Source organism: Vibrio sp. Vb0937 (assembly GCF_033338855.1).
Genome location: NZ_JAWOTK010000020.1, coordinates 41,165 through 62,470, shown reverse-complemented (window position 1 = coordinate 62,470; position 21,306 = coordinate 41,165). Strand labels below are relative to the sequence as shown.

13 protein-coding genes, 1 tRNA gene and 1 riboswitch are annotated in these 21,306 nt (G+C 44.2%); of the genes, 8 read left to right on the top strand and 6 right to left on the bottom strand.

What is annotated here, in order from left to right; genetic code table 11:
* The first annotated feature begins 150 nt into the window (after positions 1 to 150).
* A tRNA-Asp gene (locus tag R7P67_RS18500) sits at positions 151 to 227 on the top strand.
* Positions 228 to 983: 756 nt separating this feature from the next.
* Here R7P67_RS18500 and R7P67_RS18495 read toward each other — a convergent pair.
* Positions 984 to 2,315, bottom strand: coding sequence for a cation:proton antiporter (locus R7P67_RS18495; RefSeq protein ID WP_053306797.1), 1,332 nt, complete (start codon positions 2,313 to 2,315; stop codon positions 984 to 986).
* Between the two features lie 191 nt (positions 2,316 to 2,506).
* Between R7P67_RS18495 and metH the strand changes: the two genes are divergently transcribed.
* Positions 2,507 to 6,187, top strand: coding sequence for a methionine synthase (gene metH, locus R7P67_RS18490; protein WP_205461589.1), 3,681 nt, complete (start codon positions 2,507 to 2,509; stop codon positions 6,185 to 6,187).
* A gap of 86 nt (positions 6,188 to 6,273) precedes the next feature.
* On the opposite strand, the gene lysC is transcribed toward metH, so the two are convergent.
* Positions 6,274 to 7,626: a lysine-sensitive aspartokinase 3 gene (gene lysC, locus R7P67_RS18485; protein WP_213908228.1), complete on the bottom strand. Its 1,353-nt coding sequence runs from the start codon at positions 7,624 to 7,626 to the stop codon at positions 6,274 to 6,276.
* 101 nt (positions 7,627 to 7,727) lie between these two features.
* Positions 7,728 to 7,906, bottom strand: a riboswitch (Lysine riboswitch).
* A 220-nt stretch (positions 7,907 to 8,126) separates the two neighbouring features.
* Here lysC and R7P67_RS18480 point away from each other — a divergent pair.
* Positions 8,127 to 9,248: a pyridoxal-phosphate-dependent aminotransferase family protein gene (locus R7P67_RS18480; protein WP_104975641.1), complete on the top strand. Its 1,122-nt coding sequence runs from the start codon at positions 8,127 to 8,129 to the stop codon at positions 9,246 to 9,248.
* A gap of 60 nt (positions 9,249 to 9,308) precedes the next feature.
* Here R7P67_RS18480 and R7P67_RS18475 read toward each other — a convergent pair whose 3' ends face one another.
* From R7P67_RS18475 to R7P67_RS18460, 4 genes are all read right to left on the bottom strand, one after another.
* Positions 9,309 to 11,090 carry a PglL family O-oligosaccharyltransferase gene (locus R7P67_RS18475; RefSeq protein ID WP_262654043.1) on the bottom strand — a complete coding sequence of 594 codons (1,782 nt, stop codon included), beginning with the start codon at positions 11,088 to 11,090 and terminating at the stop codon, positions 9,309 to 9,311.
* 67 nt (positions 11,091 to 11,157) lie between these two features.
* A complete protein-coding gene (gene uvrA / locus R7P67_RS18470) occupies positions 11,158 to 13,980 on the bottom strand; it encodes an excinuclease ABC subunit UvrA (protein WP_005381241.1) in 2,823 nt (940 codons plus the stop codon).
* 149 nt (positions 13,981 to 14,129) lie between these two features.
* Positions 14,130 to 15,002, bottom strand: coding sequence for a UTP--glucose-1-phosphate uridylyltransferase GalU (galU, locus tag R7P67_RS18465; RefSeq protein WP_005381239.1), 873 nt, complete (start codon positions 15,000 to 15,002; stop codon positions 14,130 to 14,132).
* 159 nt (positions 15,003 to 15,161) lie between these two features.
* The gene (locus R7P67_RS18460) at positions 15,162 to 15,806 is read right to left on the bottom strand and encodes a LuxR C-terminal-related transcriptional regulator (RefSeq protein ID WP_005381237.1); all 645 of its coding nucleotides are present in this window, start codon (positions 15,804 to 15,806) and stop codon (positions 15,162 to 15,164) included.
* Positions 15,807 to 16,083: 277 nt separating this feature from the next.
* On the opposite strand from R7P67_RS18460, the gene R7P67_RS18455 reads away from it, so the two are divergent.
* The 5 genes from R7P67_RS18455 (at position 16,084) to R7P67_RS18435 (ending at position 21,304) form a co-directional block, all read left to right on the top strand.
* Positions 16,084 to 16,623 carry a single-stranded DNA-binding protein gene (locus R7P67_RS18455; RefSeq protein WP_005387798.1) on the top strand — a complete coding sequence of 180 codons (540 nt, stop codon included), beginning with the start codon at positions 16,084 to 16,086 and terminating at the stop codon, positions 16,621 to 16,623.
* Positions 16,624 to 16,865: 242 nt separating this feature from the next.
* Positions 16,866 to 18,875 (top strand): RNase E specificity factor CsrD, encoded by a 2,010-nt coding sequence (gene csrD / locus R7P67_RS18450; RefSeq protein ID WP_005381201.1) that lies wholly within the window; start codon positions 16,866 to 16,868, stop codon positions 18,873 to 18,875.
* A gap of 11 nt (positions 18,876 to 18,886) precedes the next feature.
* Complete coding sequence (locus R7P67_RS18445; protein ID WP_262654041.1) at positions 18,887 to 20,332, top strand: MSHA biogenesis protein MshI; 1,446 nt, start codon at positions 18,887 to 18,889, stop codon at positions 20,330 to 20,332.
* Complete coding sequence (gene gspM / locus R7P67_RS18440; RefSeq protein ID WP_005381197.1) at positions 20,329 to 20,979, top strand: type II secretion system protein GspM; 651 nt, start codon at positions 20,329 to 20,331, stop codon at positions 20,977 to 20,979. The genes R7P67_RS18445 and gspM overlap by 4 nt, the downstream gene beginning before the upstream one ends.
* Positions 20,972 to 21,304, top strand: coding sequence for a hypothetical protein (locus R7P67_RS18435; protein ID WP_005381196.1), 333 nt, complete (start codon positions 20,972 to 20,974; stop codon positions 21,302 to 21,304). Before gspM ends, R7P67_RS18435 begins: the two co-directional genes overlap by 8 nt.
* Positions 21,305 to 21,306: the final 2 nt, after the last annotated feature.

Genomic DNA, 21,306 nt, shown 5'->3' with positions numbered 1-21,306 from the left:
ACTCAGAAGTGAAACGAAATAGCGCCGATGGTAGTGTGGGGCTTCCCCATGTGAGAGTAGGACATCGCCAGGCTTTAGTTTTATTTTCACTTTTTCGAAAAGTGAAGACAAAAGCGGACGCTTGCTTATTAAAGCGAGTGATACCACTGCGGAGTGGTAGTTCAGTTGGTTAGAATACCGGCCTGTCACGCCGGGGGTCGCGGGTTCGAGTCCCGTCCACTCCGCCACTTATATTAAGCCTCAGTCGAAAGACTGAGGCTTTTTTCGTTTTGGTTCCCCGACTTACCTTAAATCCACTTTCATATTGAAACCTTGCATCGAGAGGCAGGCTTCCCTCTGGCTATGCTTTCTAAGCCCTGTTATGAGTGAAGTGGAACGCAGTTTTGTGTGGTTTCTGCAGTCTCGAGCGCTAGTTTTGAGCCTCTTCATTCACCAAAGCTCCTTTTATTCGATATTAGAAAATCTAGTTATGTGACAGAGTTTAATTGTTTGAAGTGTCGCTTGTTTCTAATTTGAAAACAGGACGACTTTGAATACAAGTTTAGTCTCACTGAGATCAAGAGGGAGGGGGGCTACATTTCTGTTAAGGCTTTGATCTACCTGAATGCTAGCTCAGTTTTATCTTGGTGAGGTTGCTAACCTGTTTGGGTTCTGAACGCAATTACCCTAAATGCCTCTTTCTCATAAAAATACAAACTCGCTCATTGCTAAGTATTGTGGAAGTTTAGCTTTGATATTTGCGAGGAGCCTATATTGCCAAGGGAAGAGAAGGATACAGATGAAAATGGGTAAATTAAAAGGCTCGTCTATGAATACTATCTATCGGCAATAGTTAGTATCTATGAAAATGTAGCGTAGCGATTCTTAGTATATTTGAAGGTATATCAAAGAATAAGGAGCATTCGTCCTTGAAGGGGAGTCTGAAAATTAGTTATGAAAAAAGCAGCTAGGTAGCTGCTTTTTATTTATTAAGTTACGTGTCTTTAAGAGTCCACTGGCTCCGTATGTTCCGGAGTGGTTATTGCTTGGTTGTTCTCTTCCATCTTCTTCTCTTCTGCTTTTGCTTTTTCAATCATTGGAGTGATTGTTGAGCCTTGAATGAGGATAGAGAAAACAACGACGGAGTAGGTCATTACAAGAATAATCTCTTTTACATCGATTAACTTATCTTGAATCACCCAAATACCAGATGGAATAGAAAGTGCCATCGCTAGTGCTAGGCCTCCGCGTAAACCGCCCCACGTCAAAATACGCACTGACCATGGATTATATTTTCTGTAACGTTTAAAGCCTATGTAAGAAAGAAATACACTTAGATAGCGAGCTGCTAGTACAAGAGGGACTGAAATAGCCATCATGATCCAGTCTTCTTTGTGGAATTCAAATAGCAGCATCGACATGCCGATCAGTAGGAATAACACGCCATTCAAGAACTCATCAACAAGCTCCCAAAAATGGTCAAGGTGATCTTCACTCTCTTTTGAAAAGCCAATAAAGCGTGTCCAGTTGCCAATCATAATACCGGATACAACCATCGCGAGTGGGCCTGATACATGGATGTATTCAGCAAATGCGTAACCTGCTGTTGGGACACCAATGGTAAGTAACAATTCCATTGAGTGATCATCGGTGGCACTGATCAAGTAGTGAAATAGCAAACCGAGGACGAAACCATATGTGATACCACCGATAGCTTCTTGGATGAAGAGTAAGGTGACACTACCTACAGTTGGTGCCTCAGTGCCAAATGCAATCGTAAATAGAGTGACGAAGATAACCAAACCGAAGCCATCATTGAAGAGCGATTCTCCTTCAATCTGAGTGGAGATACGTTTAGGTGCATCTAGTTTTTTCACAATAGCCAATACAGCGATTGGGTCAGTTGGCGATATTAGAGCACCAAATAGTAAGCAGTAGACCAAATCAAATTGGATGCCAATTAACTGACAAAACCCATACAGCGCAAATCCAATAAAGAACGTAGAAAACAGTGTAGCTCCAAGGGCTAAAACAGTGATCTCCCACTTTTGATCTTTAAGGTTCGGGAGTTTGATGCCTAGTCCACCAGCAAATAGTAAGAAGCCAAGAATGCCTTTGAGCAAGAAATCTTCGAAGTTAATCCTTGTGACCGTCTCCGTCGCAATTTCGGTGAGATGGAACCAGTTGTTTTGACCCGCAATTAAGATTAGAAGTGAAAGCACCATTGAACCTGCGGTAATCGCAATGGTGGTTTGCATCTTTCCTATCTTGCTGTTTACAAAAGCAATTAGCATCGCAGCTGCGGATAGAAAACATAAAGTATGATAGACCGACATAGAGCTCTCTATTTGTAACATTTTATGAATGGAATTCTCGGCTGATGCTGCTTAAATAGCAAACATTTTTTCGTGATTATTTTGTAAGTTAAGAAGGAGATAAAATAATCATTAATTCCACGTTTAGACGTCTAGACTCCTGAAGTTTGTGTGATAGGATGGAAAGATAACTAAAGGAATGAGGCTGTACTGTGGGAAGTAACGTAAGACAACAGATTGAAGCTCAATTGAAGCAACGTATTCTTTTGATTGATGGTGGTATGGGAACCATGATTCAAGGGTACAAACTTGAAGAGCAAGACTATCGAGGAACGCGCTTTGCGGATTGGCATTGTGATCTAAAAGGTAACAACGACCTGTTGGTTCTAAGTCAGCCTCAACTTATCAAGGAAATTCACGCTGCATATTTAGAAGCGGGTGCAGATATTCTTGAGACCAACACTTTTAACGCAACAACCATTGCGATGGCTGACTACGAGATGGAAAGCCTAAGTGAAGAAATTAACTTTGCAGCTGCCAAGCTTGCACGTGAAGTTGCAGACGAATGGACCGCAAAAACACCCGATAAACCACGTTATGTCGCAGGGGTTTTAGGGCCGACAAACCGAACTTGTTCTATTTCTCCTGATGTAAATGATCCCGGATATCGAAATGTTTCTTTCGACGAGTTAGTTGAGGCTTACTCTGAATCGACTCGAGCGCTTATTAAAGGTGGTTCAGACCTTATTCTTATCGAGACCATCTTCGATACGCTTAACGCTAAGGCTTGTTCATTTGCTGTTGAAAGTGTGTTTGAAGAGATGGGTATTGAGTTACCTGTGATGATCTCGGGGACTATTACTGATGCTTCCGGTCGGACATTATCCGGTCAAACCACAGAAGCGTTTTACAACTCATTACGTCATGTTAAACCGATTTCGTTTGGTTTGAACTGTGCACTTGGTCCAGATGAGCTGCGTCCTTATGTTGAAGAGCTCTCTCGTATATCAGAATCTTTTGTTTCCGCTCACCCAAATGCTGGGCTTCCGAATGCATTCGGCGAATACGATTTGTCGCCAGAAGATATGGCTAAGCATGTTAAAGAGTGGGCTCAAAGTGGCTTTTTAAACTTGATTGGTGGGTGTTGTGGTACAACTCCTGAGCACATTCGCCAAATGGCACTCGCGGTTGAAAATATCGCCCCTCGTCAATTACCTGAACTTCCCGTTGCTTGTCGCTTGTCTGGCTTAGAGCCACTCGCGATTGATAAAGACTCTTTATTTATCAATGTCGGTGAGCGTACGAATGTAACCGGTTCTGCGCGTTTTAAGCGCTTGATTAAAGAAGAGCTGTACGATGAAGCGCTCGATGTGGCTCGTCAACAAGTTGAAAATGGCGCTCAAATTATCGATATCAACATGGATGAAGGCATGTTGGATGCACAAGCTTGTATGGTTCGCTTTTTAAACCTTTGTGCGTCAGAACCTGAAATCTCAAAAGTACCAATCATGGTTGACTCTTCCAAGTGGGAGGTTATTGAAGCCGGTCTTAAGTGCATCCAAGGCAAAGGCATTGTTAACTCGATCTCTCTCAAAGAAGGCAAAGAGAAATTTGTTGAACAAGCTAAGTTGATCCGCCGTTACGGTGCGGCTGTGATTGTGATGGCGTTTGATGAGATTGGGCAAGCAGATACACGTGAGCGCAAAGTAGAAATTTGTACCAACGCTTACCGAATTCTTGTTGATGAAGTGGGCTTTCCACCAGAAGACATCATTTTTGACCCAAACATTTTTGCCATTGCTACGGGGATCGAGGAGCATAATAACTACGCGGTGGATTTCATTGAAGCCGTTGGCGATATCAAACGTGATTTACCACATGCGATGATATCTGGTGGTGTTTCTAACGTCTCATTCTCTTTCCGTGGCAATAACTATGTACGTGAAGCGATTCACGCGGTGTTCCTCTACCACTGTTTTAAAAATGGTATGGATATGGGGATTGTGAATGCGGGTCAGTTAGAAATCTACGATAACGTGCCTGAAAAATTGCGTGAGGCTGTGGAAGATGTCGTTCTTAACCGTCGTGATGACGCCACTGAGAGATTGTTAGATATCGCGGCGGAATACGCAGGCAAAGGGGTAGGTAAAGAGGAGGATGCCTCTGCACTTGAGTGGAGAACCTGGCCTGTTGAAAAGCGTTTAGAACACGCGTTAGTGAAAGGAATAACCGAGTTTATCGTTGATGATACCGAAGAAGCTCGTGTCAATGCTTCAAAGCCATTAGAGGTGATAGAAGGCCCACTAATGGATGGGATGAACGTCGTCGGAGACTTGTTTGGTGAAGGTAAAATGTTCCTTCCTCAGGTCGTAAAATCTGCCCGAGTGATGAAGCAAGCAGTCGCGCATCTCGAGCCCTACATCAATGCAGAAAAGCAGGTGGGACAAACAAACGGTAAGATTTTGCTAGCGACGGTCAAAGGTGATGTACATGATATCGGGAAAAATATCGTTGGCGTTGTATTGCAGTGCAATAACTACGAAATTATCGATCTTGGTGTCATGGTTCCTTGCGAAAAGATCTTAAAAGTAGCGCAAGAAGAAAACGTCGATATTATTGGTTTATCAGGGTTGATCACGCCTTCATTAGACGAAATGGTGCATGTTGCAAAAGAGATGGAGCGTCTCGACTTTAACTTACCTCTTCTCATCGGTGGCGCAACAACGTCAAAAGCCCATACAGCAGTTAAGATTGAGCAAAATTACAAGCATCCAGTGGTTTACGTGAACAACGCCTCACGTGCAGTGGGCGTATGTACTTCTCTTTTGTCAGATGAACGTCGCCCTGAATTTGTTGAAAAACTTGAAGCTGATTACGAACGAGTACGTGATCAACATAATCGAAAGAAACCGAGAACCAAACCAGTGACATTAGAAGCTGCTCGAGCGAATAAAGTTGCTATCGATTGGGAAGCTTACACCCCTCCAGTGCCTGTTAAGCCTGGCATTCATATCTTCGATGATTTTGATGTGGCTATATTACGTCAATACATCGATTGGACACCATTCTTTATGACTTGGTCACTTGTGGGTAAGTATCCAACAATTTTCCAACATGAAGAAGTTGGTGAAGAAGCAAAACGTTTATTCGAAGATGCCAACGAGTTACTTGATCGAGTTGAGCGAGAAGGCCTGTTAAAAGCGCGTGGAATGTGTGGCTTATTCCCTGCTGCGAGCGTGGGGGACGACATTGAAGTTTATGCTGATGAAACTCGTACCGACGTTGTGAAAGTATTACGTAACTTGCGACAACAGACCGAGAAACCAAAAGGATTCAACTATTGTTTATCCGACTACATCGCATCTAAAGAGTCGGGTAAACATGATTGGATAGGGGCATTTGCTGTCACTGGTGGTATTGGTGAACGAGAGCTTGCTGATGAATACAAAGCACAGGGAGATGATTACAACGCAATTATGATTCAAGCGGTGGCGGATCGCCTAGCCGAAGCGTTTGCTGAGTATTTGCATGAGCGTGTCCGTAAAGAAATTTGGGGTTATGCTGCGGATGAAGATTTATCTAACGATGATCTCATTCGTGAAAAATACCAAGGTATTCGCCCTGCACCAGGTTATCCAGCGTGCCCTGAGCATACTGAAAAAGGACCGCTTTGGGAGCTACTTAATGTGGAAGAGAATATTGGCATGACTCTAACCTCCAGCTATGCAATGTATCCGGGCGCGTCAGTCTCTGGTTGGTATTTCTCTCATCCTGACTCACGTTACTTTGCGATCGCACAGATCCAAGAAGATCAGCTAGAGAGTTACGCCGATCGTAAGGGGTGGGATAGGATCGAGGCTGAAAAATGGTTAGGGCCAAACATTAACGGTTAAATTGATGTTTACCTCGTCCAAATGTAACAACTAATGAAACGACAAAGGGCTGCAGATACGCAGCCCTTTGTTTTATTGAGTTGAACTTACTTCTCAAACAACTCAGTGTGGAGTTTTTGTATGGCTTGTTTCGATACTGATTCATGGAGCAAGAAGCATAAGTTGTGAGGGCTAGCGCCATAACAAATCATGCGTAGGTTAAAATCTTCTAGCGTGCCAAAAACCTGTTTCGCGTAGCCTTTACTCTCACTCATGTTGTTACCAATTAGGGCAACGAGGCATAGGTCACGTTCAACTTCTACCTTACATAACTCTTCTAACTCTTCTCGTACAGCTTGCGGCAGCTGCGGCGCGCCGCCGGATGTATCGGTTTGATCAAGTGTTAACGATACACTGATTTCAGATGTTGTGATCAAATCGACAGATATCTTATGCTTTGCAAGGATCTCAAAGACCTTTGCTAAGAAGCCGTATGCGTGGAACATATTGGCGCTGCGTAGCGTTACCATGGTTTGGTTACAACGCAAAGCTAGCGCACGGAATAACGGTGAGCTTTCGACTTGGTGGCGAATCCAAGTTCCCCCTTTTTCAGGCTCTTTCGATGACCCCACAAATACCGGAATGTCGTGACGCAATGCAGGTACTAGCGTAGAAGGGTGAAGGATTTTAGCGCCAAAGTTAGCCATTTCTGAAGCTTCACTAAAGCTGATCTCAGGAATTGGTGAGGCTTTTGGCGCAATTCGCGGGTCTGTTGTGTAGATGCCCGGAACATCAGTCCAGATTTCTAACCCTGCCGCTTTGACGCTCTCAGCAATTAAGGCGGCGCTGTAATCGCTGCCTCCTCGACCTAGTGTTGTTGTATTACCTGCTTCGTCAGATCCTATGAAGCCTTGAGTAACAACAACGGATTGTTGGCAAAGTGGTACGAGTTTATCTTGCGCAAGCGTCGAAATTGCTTCAATGTTTGGCTCCGCGCGACCAAAGTTGTCATCAGTACGCAGCACATCGCGGATATCAAAGCGCACAGCCTGAATGCCTCGCTCACACATTAACTGAGTTAGAATATGCGTCGACATGAGTTCGCCACATGCGACTAAATGATCGGTTAACTTCGCACTAGCTTGGATAGATGCAGCCTCGGCCAGGCTGGTTACGGTATCTAATATGCCATACACCTCGGCAGCAGTTTTCGTGCTGTCTTCGAGATGAGTTAAAATGGCGTCATGAATGTTGGCCAGATTTTGCAGCAGCTCAGTACGGTGCGTTTGATCCTGAACACCGTTGGCGAGTTCTACCAATAGGTTGGTGACGCCAGAGCAAGCGCTGCTCACGACCAGGCGAGTATTTGGATTGTTTTCGATAATGGTGGCGCAACGACTCATTGCCTCAAAGTTGGCAACACTGGTTCCACCGAATTTAGCTACGTTAAATGCGCTCACTGCGTTCTCCCACGACTTCCTAAAAAATTGTACATCCAATGTTTAGTGAGAAAAGGAACAGAGCAAAAAGAGAGGTATTTAGAATGCTATTTGAAAAATTTACCCTCAGAAGCCCTTCATCAGACTGCGCTGATGACAGTTGATGGGATTCAGCCCAATTCAACCGACAAGTCAAATCCTGCAACTTTGACTTACCTCGGCACTACTCCCCCTCAATGATTGGTGTTGGAATTGCGGTTCCACAAATCATCTACCTGGGTAGCGCTCCTCTTCTACATAAAGCTCAAACATTGAACGGTTTTGAGGCCTTAATGTCAATCAATATTTCAACCTTTATGGTGTTTTTTATTAACGATTTTGTGACACTGGTTTGACCTCCATACTTACGGCTAATTGCTGATAGAGGAAAAATCTATTAGGGTGAAGAACCCTGCACCTGAGCCATCTTATTGAATAGAACTTTTAGAATGCTCAGGATAAAAGATAATCAAGGAGCTGACATGTCGATCCAAAGCTTTATTCCACCTCACCGTATTTTAATGGGACCTGGTCCTTCTGATATTTATCCTCAAGTGTTACAAGCACTAAGCCGTCCTACTGTAGGTCACCTTGATCCTCTGTTTATCGGTATGATGGATGAGCTCAAGCAGCTATTGAAGTATGCCTTTCAAACTGACAATGAGTTCACTATTGCGGTTTCAGCGCCTGGTAGTGCAGGAATGGAAACCTGCTTTGTAAACTTGATCGAGAAAGGCGATAAAGTGATCGTCTGCCGTAATGGTGTATTTGGTGAACGCATGCGCGAAAATGTCGTCCGTGCTGGTGGTGAAGTTGTTATCGTCGATGATGAATGGGGGACGCCTGTTTCCATTGATAAAGTCGAGCAAGCATTCGAACAGCACCCAGATACAAAAGTTCTTGCTTTTGTGCATGCGGAAACCTCAACTGGTGCAGTCAGTGATGCTCAAGCATTGGGTAAGCTGGCGAAACAGCATAATGCATTATCTATTGTTGATGCGGTGACATCGCTTGGTGGTGTGCCGTTAAAAGTGGATGAATGGCAACTGGATGCGGTTTACTCTGGTAGTCAAAAATGTTTGTCATGTGTACCTGGGCTCTCACCAGTGACGTTTTCTCCTGCCGCGATTGAAAAGATTCAAGCAAGAACAACACCAGTACAGAGTTGGTTCCTCGATCAGAGTTTAGTTTTGGGGTATTGGAGTGGAGAAGGTAAGCGTAGTTACCATCATACGGCGCCAGTTAATAGCTTGTATGCGCTTCATGAAGCTTTATTGATACTGAAAAATGAAGGATTAGAAAACGCTTGGGCTCGTCACCAACTGATGCATGAAAAACTCAAAAATGGCTTACAAAAGTTAGGCTTTGAATTTGTTGTGGACGAAGCCCATCGGTTGCCACAATTAAATGCGATTTACGTGCCTGAAGGAATTGATGAAGCAAAAGTTCGTGCTCACTTGCTAGAAACCTATAACCTAGAAATTGGTGCAGGCCTTGGGGCATTAGCTGGTAAAGCGTGGCGTATTGGCTTAATGGGTTACGGCGCTCGATCTGAAAACGTTGCGCTGTGCTTAAAAGCGTTAGAAGAGTCACTCACTGAGTAAAATCATACAGCAATGAGATAAAGAAAAGCGAAGGTCATCTCTTCGCTTTTTTTGTATTTATTACTCAGCTCCTGAAGTGGGGGTTGGTGAGGCAGAGATAGCTTGAGAAGGTGGTTGGTAATTGACGTCACTGAAATCAATCTTCGGGAACAAAAACTGCGCTTCAGCTCTAATTTGCTCCGCTTTACTTGAGTCATCTAAGCCTTGGTAGGCCAAAATCAAATTATTATAAAATGCAGGGCGAGGCTTATCTTTGATGATTTTTAGCGACCAATCGATATAAGGCTGAATCAAGGTTGCGTCTTGTTGGTACAGCCCAAGGTTTAAAAACGTGCTGTAGACATCCCAATCAAACCTGTCTTTCCAAACTACAGGGTTACTGACTTGATTCAGAATATCAGGGTTAGTTGGCCTAGTGGTCTCAAACTTCGTCAATACATAGTTCGTATGCAATGCGCTTACCATGTAAAACGTAAACGCAACGGGAAGTACCAAACTAAAAACACGCAGCAAGCTTTTGGTCACATTACTAAAGCCGATTTGTCGATAACGAGAGACGCGCTGATCGACCCAGTACAGCAGGATAACGAAGATCAACCAATGCACGAGAGAGTGATAGAAAGGGTATTCCAGTTGCGAGTGCAATACGATAGGTATAAACAAGGCCAGCAACGCAAGACGAGTTCCGCGTTTGGCTTGATAGATTCGATACAGTACCAGTGCCATCGCTAAGAAGATGCCGATTATTGGCAGCAAGCCACCTTCTACTCCCCAGTATAGTAGCTCATTATGCGGATGATCCATGGCTGGCAAACCAGCTGGGTAATTCTCATTTAGGGCATGTTGACGAGCCGTATACAGCATGTACTCAGATTCAAACTTGCCATATCCATAACCAGTAAAAGGCTTTTCAATCACCATGTCTAATGTTTGCGGAAAAGTATACGCTCGAGGAGACTCCATATTTACTTTTTCTGCGGCTAACCCACCTCCATCAGGAAAGGCAAGATGCATGACAACGACTGAGAGTAAGAGCCCACTTACAAGTGACACAACCCAGCGGATAAAGCGCCCTTTGGTTGCAAAGCGGTACATGTATGGAATGACCAACAACACGGCGATGACCGAGGCTAACCAACCAGTGCGTGAAGCCAACGCCACAATTAGTGGTAAAGTTAAAACTGGCACGGCATAGAGAAGGTAAACATCACTTAACTTACGGTCGTATTTGTAGGGCTGACGTGCAAGTAAATAGCTGGCAATCACCAACCCTGTCGCAAGAAAGCTGGCCATTACATTGGGCTGTTGGAAAATACCATAAGGACGATTGGCCACCGTGTCGTAACCAAACGGATTGCCTGGTTTGAGATACAGATATTGTGCCAGACCAAAAATGGCTTCGATAACAACCGCAAGGACAATGAACCATAATAGGCGTTGGCGATGTTTATTACTGAAATGAAATTGTTGTAAAACAATAAAGAACAGGACACCACACCACAGGCCTATGAGCTTATTGGCTGCCAAGCTGCTATTCGCATTTGGGTACAGAATGGGCACTGTCATGATAAGAGCACTAATGAACAAGCCGATGGTTAGTTTTGAGTAACGTAGCACTCGATTATTCGCGAGTTGGTAACACCCAATGCCTAATGCAAAGCTAAAAGCAATCCAAGTTGTCGCATTGAACGAAAGCGAAAGCCCCGAACCGCCGGGGTTGGGCATGAAAAAGTGCATTGCCAACACAAATAGTGTTGCCAAGGCAATGAGAAACTTGCGATTGAGGGGAACCTGTACTTTTTCGGGAGAAAGCTTTGTTCCACTTACATGTATAGTAGCCATAGTTATTGCGTTGTTTTGAATGAAAAAAGACCAGCACTTGCTGGTCTCGATACTTTACCTGTTTTTTCTACTTCAACATAGGCTTGAGGAAGTGAGCTGTGTGCGAACCCTCGATTTGCGACACATCTTCCGGAGTGCCTTGAGCGATTATCTCGCCGCCACCCTGACCCCCTTCAGGACCAAGATCGATAATCCAGTCCGCAGTCTTAATGACGTCCAGGTTATGCTCGATCACCACGACAGTATTTCCGTGGTCGCGAAGTCTGTGCAGTACAGTGAGCAACTGCTGGATATCATGGAAGTGCAAGCCGGTTGTTGGTTCATCCAAAATGTACAAGGTTTTTCCTGTATCACGTTTGGATAGCTCTCGCGCCAATTTAACACGCTGTGCTTCACCACCGGAGAGTGTTGTTGCCGCTTGACCCAATCGTATGTACGACAAACCCACATCCATCAGTGTTTGTAGTTTGCGAGCGATGGCAGGAACTGGATCGAAGAAGGTGCGTGCATCTTCGACCGTCATTTCTAGCACTTCATCAATAGTTTTACCTTTGTAACGTACTTCGAGAGTTTCACGGTTGTAGCGTTTACCTTTACACACATCACATGGCACATAAACATCTGGTAGGAAATGCATTTCTACTTTGATAACACCGTCACCCTGACAGGCCTCACAACGACCACCGCGTACGTTAAAACTAAAACGGCCCGGCTTGTAACCGCGAGAACGCGACTCCTGTGTGCCTGCAAACAGTTCACGGATTGGTGTAAAGATCCCCGTATAGGTTGCAGGGTTAGAGCGAGGTGTACGGCCAATTGGGCTTTGATCGATATCGATGACTTTATCGAAGTGCTCTAGACCTTTAATCGATTTATAAGGTGAAGGCTGAGCCGTTGTCGCTCCGTTAAGTTGGGTATGCGCAATTTTAAAGAAAGTATCATTAATCAGCGTTGATTTACCTGAGCCAGATACTCCTGTAATACAGCTGAATAACCCAACAGGAATTGAAAGATTAACGTTTTTAAGGTTATTACCTGTAGCGCCTAATAGCTCAACCGTTTTTTTCGGATCTCGCGGCGTGCGATCTTTCGGTACTGCGATTTCTTTAACACCACTTAAGTACTGACCTGTCAGAGAATTCGGATTCGCGACTATCTCTTCCATGGTGCCTTCCGCAACAACATTACCACCATGTACGCCAGCACCAGGACCAATATCTATGACATGATCTGCACAGCGAATCGCATCTTCATCGTGTTCTACCACAAGTACGGTATTACCTAAATCGCGCAAATGAGTCAGTGTTTTTAGGAGTCGTTCGTTATCACGCTGGTGGAGGCCAATCGACGGTTCATCTAAGACGTACATGACACCAACAAGACCTGCACCAATTTGGCTTGCTAAACGAATACGTTGAGCTTCACCGCCTGATAAGGTTTCAGCACTGCGTGATAAGTTTAGGTAGTTCAAACCGACGTTAACTAAGAATTGCAGGCGGTCGTTGATTTCCTTCATCACTTTTTCAGCGATTTGGGCTCGTTGACCTTCCAGTTTCAAGGAATGGAAGAACTCCAATGCATCAGCAATGCTGAGTTCAACAATCTCAGGTAGTGTCGTATCAGCAATAAACACGTTACGTGCTTCGAGGCGTAGACGAGTACCGCCACAGCTTGAACAAGATTTAGTGGAGATGTATTTTGCAAGCTCTTCACGGACAGAGTTGGATTCTGTATCACGATAGCGACGTTCTAGGGTATTCAGAATACCTTCGAATGGATGGCGTTTAACGCGAATATCGCCACGATCGTTGATGTATTTAAACTCAATCTCAGTACGACCTGAGCCCTTTAGAATGACATCTTGCGTTTTCTTTGGCAGAGAATTAAAAGGGGCATGGAGGTCAAAACCATAATGATCGGCCAATGAGGTGAGCATTTGGAAGTAGTAGTAGTTCTTTTGATCCCAACCGCGAATCGCACCTTGTGCCAAGCTTAATGAATCATCTTGAATGACTCGGCTTGGATCGAAGTATTGTTGAACACCCAAACCATCACAAGTGCCACATGCTCCAGCAGGGTTGTTGAATGAGAAAAGTCGCGGCTCTAGCTCTTGCATGCTGTAACCACATTGTGGACAAGCGAAGTTGGCGGAGAAAATAATCTCTTCACCGTCGCCATCCATTGGCGCGACAACCGCAATACCGCCTGATAATTCGAGTGTTGTCTCGAAAGATTCGGCCAAGCGCTGTTGTAAGTCTGGACGAACTTTAAAGCGGTCTACCACAACTTCAATGGTGTGCTTTTTATGTAGCTCAAGGGTTGGAGGATCGGAAAGATCGCAAGTTTCTCCATCAATACGCGCACGAATAAAGCCTTGAGCCGCTAAGTTCTCAAGCGTTTTAACATGCTCCCCTTTACGTTCTTTGACAATAGGCGCCAATAGCATCATTTTGCTGCCTTCCGGCATCTCTAGGACTTTGTCCACCATTTGGCTGATGGTTTGCGCAGCAAGAGGGGCATGGTGCGTTGGACAGCGGGGTTCGCCCACACGAGCATACAATAGACGTAAGTAGTCGTAGACTTCGGTAATTGTACCGACGGTTGAACGCGGGTTATGAGAAGTAGATTTCTGTTCAATAGAAATCGCAGGTGATAACCCTTCAATGTGGTCGACATCGGGTTTTTCCATCAGAGACAAAAACTGACGAGCGTAGGCAGAGAGAGACTCTACGTAGCGTCGTTGGCCTTCTGCATACAATGTATCGAAAGCGAGAGAGGATTTACCGGAGCCACTTAGTCCAGTAATGACAATCAGTTTATCGCGAGGGATTGTAAGATTAATGTCTTTAAGGTTATGGGTTCGGGCACCGCGAACTTCTATTTTATCCATCGTTTTTGCTCTATGTATAACCAAGTGGGGCAAGTATTACATAGTGTGAGAAATGTGCAAAGAAAATCACTGGATAAAAAAACAGTAAAGTAAAAAGCCCAGCGTTGTGCTGGGCTTTCGATACAGTAATTTCGTACTAAGACGATGCTTTATACTGCTTTTTGTGTTGCGTGCTTACCTAGCTCAGAGGTTTTTTCATCTTTTAGATACAGGTTTTCAAAACAATAGTTAGTTGCTTCGATGTAGCCTTCAACGCTACCACAGTCAAAGCGTTTGCCCTTGAATTTGTAAGCCAATACACAGCCCGCTTTTGCTTGTTTAAGCAGCGCGTCCGTGATTTGAATTTCACCACCTTTACCAGGTTCAGTGTTTTCGATCAGTTCAAAAATATCGGGAGTCAGGATGTAGCGGCCAATAATAGCAAGGTTGCTAGGCGCCGTGCCTTTCTCTGGTTTTTCTACCATGTCGTCTACACGGTAGATGTCGTCTTTGATCATTTCACCAGAGATAACGCCGTATTTGTGCGTTTCTTCGGCTGGTACTTCTTGCACTGCAACGATAGAACAGCGGAACTGCTTAAATAGTGCCACCATCTGAGCCAGTACGCCCTCTTGCTCGTTCACACAAAGGTCATCAGCAAGAACAACAGCAAATGGCTCATCGCCTACCAATTCTCGTCCAGTTAGAATCGCGTGGCCCAAGCCTTTCATTTCGCGTTGACGTATATAAGTGAAGTTTGCAGATTCAATGATTTCACGGATATCTACCAACAGCTCTTCTTTGTTGGTACCGCTAATCTGATGTTCCAGTTCGTAGTTCTTATCAAAGTGGTCCATGATCGAGTGCTTGCCACGACCTGTCACAATACACATGCCGTTCATACCAGCTTGGATTGCTTCTTCGACACCGTATTCAATAAGCGGTTTGTTCACGACTGGCATCATCTCTTTTGGCATAGATTTCGTTGCCGGTAGGAAGCGTGTGCCATAGCCTGCAGCAGGGAACAGACATTTTTTTATCATTGGGGGAATATCCTATCTCGTTTTTATCAAGAATCTGCGCATAACTTTAACACGAGAGGTATCAATGAATCATGAATAAAGTAGGAAAAAATGTGAGACTCGGTGCGGAAAAAAGATGAGCGACTCGTCATTTCAGTTATCAGAGCCGCTCACATTGCATCATGACATTAAGTTTTGGTCTGCCCAGGCGATTGCCTGTACTCGGTTCTTTACGGATAGCTTTTTGAATATCTGATATAAGTGCGATTTGATGGTGAATTCACTGACGAATAACTCCTCGGCCATCTGACTGTTCGAGGCGCCAGCTTGTAGGCAACGCAGTACTTGTAGCTCACGAATGGTTAGGTCTACCGTAGCTGGTGCTGTATGAGTATTAATGACATTGCGGTAATAGTGTAAAAGTTGACTGGTTACATTACGCGGCAGCCAGTTTTGACCGTTAACAATGCCTTTTAACCCTTCTCCAATTTGCTCTAGCGTATCTTCAGAATAAAACACACCTTTTAATTGACCAAATGAAAGAAGTTCATCCGTGGTTAGTCTTTTAGGCACGTTGAAGACAACGGTTTCAAAGTTTTTCCATACAAGAGGCAAGTTTTTGATCGATTGAACAAGTGATTTATGTTCACTGAAGTCTATCAGTAGAATTTTATTACGGTGTTGTGGCTTGGCTTCCATGAGTGCTGCGGTTGAAATCACCGGGATGCTCATATCAACGTACTTTTCGAGTGCCGCCACTTTTTTTTGCGCATTATCTTCCATACTGATCAGAAATAGCTTTCTTGCGTAAGCCGACTTTCTCACGTGTTCCAATCTCCCTGGGTTCAATAGAAGCCATAAACTGGCATTAAAGAGAGGCCATAACCATCGCTTTACTGAATAAATGCGTTCGAATTCAAAGCTTCACGAAACGATGTCTGCAACGCGAATCAAAAATGCTACACACGTAAGTTGAAATACGATTTGGGTTCTAGAGGATGACTCAATAGATCACAATGGTATTAGACTTTAATCAAAACATTAAAGCGTGCTATTCTAATGCGCTAAAATTTTATATATCCAGAGTGAAACGGAGCACATCATGGCCAGCCGTGGAATTAACAAAGTTATTTTGGTGGGGAATCTAGGTAACGACCCTGAAATTCGTTACATGCCGAATGGCGGTGCAGTAGCAAACATTACTATTGCGACTTCTGATTCATGGCGTGATAAAGCGACTGGCGAACAGCGCGAAAAAACGGAATGGCACCGTGTTGTGTTGTTCGGCAAACTTGCGGAAGTAGCAGGTGAGTACTTGCGTAAAGGCTCTCAAGTTTACATTGAAGGGCAACTGCAAACTCGCAAATGGCAAGATCAAAGTGGCCAAGATCGCTACTCAACTGAGGTCGTTGTTCAAGGCTTCAATGGTGTTATGCAAATGCTTGGCGGTCGTGCTCAAGGTGGCGGCGCACCAATGGGCGGTCAACAGCAGCAACAAGGTGGATGGGGTCAGCCTCAACAGCCAGCTCAGCAGCAGTACAATGCGCCTCAGCAACAGCAACCACAACAACAGGCTCCGCAGCAACCACAGCAGCAGTACAATGAGCCACCAATGGATTTTGACGACGATATCCCGTTCTAAATTCTGCTTATGCTTGAATCGAAAAGGCCGCGAATATCGCGGCCTTTTTTATTGTCGCAATCTAATGATCTCACAGGCTTATCTTGGCAAGGTTAGGCGTAACAATAAAACTTATCAATGAGTGTGATTTTCTTTATGCTCCAGCCTCTCACTATCAGACTAATCCGATTGTTTGATGAACTCTTATCAAGTATAAATATTTCAATAAGGTATATGATGAATAAAAAAGGAATTTGGTATTCATGAGGTATACCCCAACTCTTAAGTTAAGCACACGGCTGGTGGCCTTTGTCACCATGATCGTTATCTGCGCCATGTTTATCTTGTTTGTCGGTGGCACCCTCTCTTTTAAACGTCTTGGGCAGGAATATCTCACCCATTATTTAGAAGGGATCGTAGAGGTGGTCGACAAGGAGATGGAAGATCCTGACGCCGCTTATTCTATGCAGCGCTGGATGCCGAAAATGCTGCAGGCTTCCAATATTGTCGAAATGACGTTGTCGACCAACAACGCCGTTGTTTATCGCTTCAAAGATACTTCTCATCAAATGGAAGCGTCAGTCTTGTTTGAGGCAGAGTATCAGCTGACTCACAATCAAGATTACACGATTCACTTTAAAGCAATTCCCCCTTACTTAGGTTACAGCTACTCAATGCAGGCGCTTTGGTCGATCACGCTTGCCGTTATATTGATCATCTTCTGCTTAATGCGCGGCGTGGCATGGCTTAAAGAGCAATTAGAAGGCTCCGAAATGCTCGAAGAGCGAGGCAGAATGATCCTGGCTGGTAGGGTGGAGCAGTATGCTAAAGGTGACAAAAAAGAATGGCCTTACACCGCCAGTGAAGCGCTCGATGTATTAATCGAAGAGTTACAAGATGCGCGTCAAGAGCGAAGCCGATTTGATACCTTTATTCGAACTCAAACCTTCCTTGATAAGCTAACCGGTACCGCTAACCGAGTGTTATTTGATAGCAAGTTGGAATCGGCGTTACTAGAAAGTGGGGCTCGCGGCGCCGTGTTGCTAGTGCGTATTCAAGACTGGAAACTGGTTGAAGAAGAGCAAGATAAGCAAATTACGGATGAGTTTATTGTTGAAGTTGGGAGTTTATTGTCCAATTTAGTTCAACGATACCCAGATGTTGTATTTTCCCGTTATTACGATGCTGATTTTGCGCTTTTTCTACCGCACCAAAGTGCGAAAGATGTGGCTAACCTTGCCTCGCAATGCATTCGCCAGTTAGAAAAGTTAATGCCGCCAGAGCCACTTGATCCAGACAACTGGTGCCATATTGGCATCACCACTTATAAAGAAGGTGAGCGACACAGCCAAATCATTGATGAAGCTGAGACTGCTTTGCGTAGTGCGCAACTACAAAATAACAATAATTGGAGTCGCTTCAAAAAATGGAACCACGATGAAGAAGCTCGCGGAAGTGTGAGGTGGAGAACGTTATTTGACACAGCACTTACACCTGAAAGTGTGATACTCTACGCACAATCTGTGCACCCAATAAGTGACGCGACGCATAAAAAATCATTATATGAAGAGTTAACATGTCGGATTCGCGATCCTGAGAATGGGATTGTTAAAGCATCTCGGTTCATTTCTGCGATCAGACAGGTTGGTTATGAAGCGCAAATGGATAAGTCGGTTATTAATAAATTCTTAAGAGAGTTTAAGGATAATTTTGATAACTCAAGATCGTATGCGCTCAATTTGAATGTAACGCCATTTTCTAACCGAGAGTACTTTAAATGGTTTCGTGATGAACTCTTACAGTTGTCACGTGAGCAGAGAAAGTGTCTCAGTTTTGAGTTTGTTGAAGCACAATTTGTAAGACACTTAGACTTTATGCGACCAGTCGCTAAAATGCTGGCCGGTTTAGGGTGCCACTTAATGGTTGGGCAGGCTGGGCGTACCATCGTCAGCACTCACTATTTAAAAGAAGTGGACATTCGTTACCTTAAACTTCATCGCAGTTTAGTAGCAAAAATCGACCAACGACATGAAAACCAGCTATTTGTCCGCAGTATGCTAGGTGCGGCGGCAAACAGTAAAACTAAAATTATAGCAGTGGGAATTGAGAATCAGAACGAGCTCAACACATTAATTGAGCTCGGGGTTTATGGTGGGCAAGGGCGTTACTTTTCTGCGGAGCAGCAGTTTCTTCCTCGTCCCCAAGCGTTGCCGAATTCTCAATCAGAATCCCAAGTTAAATTGGGAAGACGAAATCGCTGGCGGAAAAAATAAAGATAATAATCATGGACTTCAAAGCACTATTCGACAAGCTTAAGCGATCATCTAGTGGTGATCGCTCCTGCTTTTTGGTTATTCAGCCAGACGCCGTTTATTTATCATCTTCAATCAAAAGTAGTCGTCCATACCAATTTGATATTTCTGAGTCCAATTGGGAAAAAGCCGTTGAGCAAGCATTGAGCGTTGCAGCGAGTGCGTATGATTCATTAACGGTTATTCTTTCTCATAACTATTACCAGATGTACCAAATCGACAAACCGGTCATGCCGCGTCAAGAATGGCCAGCCGCATTACCGTTTTTGTTGAAAGAACTGATCTCTGAGCGTGCTATCGACATTATTGCCGATGCGGTCGAGTTACCGAATTCAACCAAAGTGCAAGCATACGTCTTATCGCGAAAAATATTGGATAAGATTGTGTTACTGGCCAGTCGAGCCCAGTTACCATTAGAAGCCATTCTTCCTGAAGACGATATTTGGGGAGAGACTGCTGGTGAACTAGGAAACTTCCTATTATTACAACGCAGTGTGCGTGGTCATTTCCGTATAAGCGCTTTTGTCGAAAATACTATTGCGTTCCACCGCTCTATTCGCAGTGTGACGCCACCGTTAACGGGGGTTCCGTCTAGCGATTTACAGATGGACAGTCTGTCGTTAGAACTGCAACGTTCGATTGACTATCTTTCATCTCAGTTACGCCACGTGCAATTACATCAATTGAAAGTGTGCTGTGATGAAGAGGATGAGAGCGAGCTTGTTCAGGCTCTGAACTACCGTTTAAGTACTAAGGTTTCACCGTTATTACCACCAGAACATGAGCTATCAGGGCATGTTTTGGCTGACACTGCGGCTACTTCAAATACTCGACGCGTCAACTTATATCCCGATTACTTAAAACCGAAAAAAGAGCTCCTGACGCTAAAAAATATCGCGTTATCTTGGGGCGTTGCGGCGGCTGCAATTCTATTTTCTTACGGTTATGTCACTTGGCAGAGCAGCGGTTTGGAAGATGAGATTGCTATTGTAAAAAGTAAAGGCGATATCATGAAGTCAGAGCTTGAACGTTATCAAGTCAAGCTACGTAAACATCAACCTGACAATAATAAGCTGGCAGCTAAAGCCCGCTTAGAGCGTGAAGTCAAGGCGAAGCGAGACTCGCTTAAAGCTGTCGGGAAATACGATGACTCGCAACGCACGGGTTACTCTGGCGTGATGCAATCATTAGCGAAGCTAGGAAACCAAGAAATTTCTTTGTCCGAAATTCGAATCAATACCCATACCTTAGACCTGAAGGGACTAGCGAAAAAACCGAGCTCAGTGCCAAATTGGGTCAGCCTATTTAAAAATGAAATTAGCTTGGTTGGCCGAACGTTTGACGACGTCAAAATAGGTCGAAATGATAAGGATATTGTGACGTTTGAACTAAAAACGCGCGAGGATAAAGAGAAATGAACGAATTCTGGCTCTCATTAGAAGGGCGCTTTGGCGAAATGAGTACGCGTGAAAAAGTGCTCACTGCATTGTGCGGTTTAGTTGTCGTGATCATGTTGCTCTTTACGCTGGTATTGGAGCCAAAGCTTAACGAGATCATCAGTAATGAGAGGCAACTAAGTAATTTAAAGCAAGCCAATCAAAAGATTGAAATCGATACGCTACGTATTCAGGCGCAACTTAAGAAAGATCCAAATGCTGAGATTGATCGCGCGATATCTAATCTGTTAGCTGAGAGTCAGCATCTTTCGATGCAATTAGCGGAGATCATCGAGCATCTTATTACACCTTCGCAAATGGCTGAGCTGCTTGAAAATGTGTTGGAGCAGCAAAGTGGCATTCACCTTTTGTCTCTGCAAACCTTGCCATCTGAGCCAATAACGGAAGATAAAGAAGCATCGCAATACTCTGGTTACTACGTGCATCCTGTTCGTATGGAACTGACTGGTGACTATTTTTCTATTGCTAATTATCTGAATAAATTGGAGAGCCTTCCTGCGAGTTATTACTGGCGCAGCTTTAGTTATAAAGTCGAAGAGTACCCGAAAGCGAAGCTTGTATTAGAAGTCTACACACTAGGATCTAGAGAGGAGTTTATTGGTGGTTAACAAACTCATCATCTCATTGCTTGTTATGGCAGCGGCAGGAACCGCTTGGGCAAACCAAGACCCAACGGCCCCACTTGGTTGGGAAAAACCAGCGGTTGAAACGTCAGCGAAACCAAAAGTTAAACGGTACCGACTGCCTAAGCTCAACAGTATTGTGTGTAAGCCAAGTACTGATTGTATCGCGATTATGGATAACAAACTTGTCGAAAAAGGCGAGCTATTTAAGGGTTATCGCGTCGCGAGCATTAATAGTGAATTTGTAACTTTAAAGCGTGGTAACCGTCAGTGGGACCTAGAGCTTTTTGATTTAAACGTAAAACAATAATA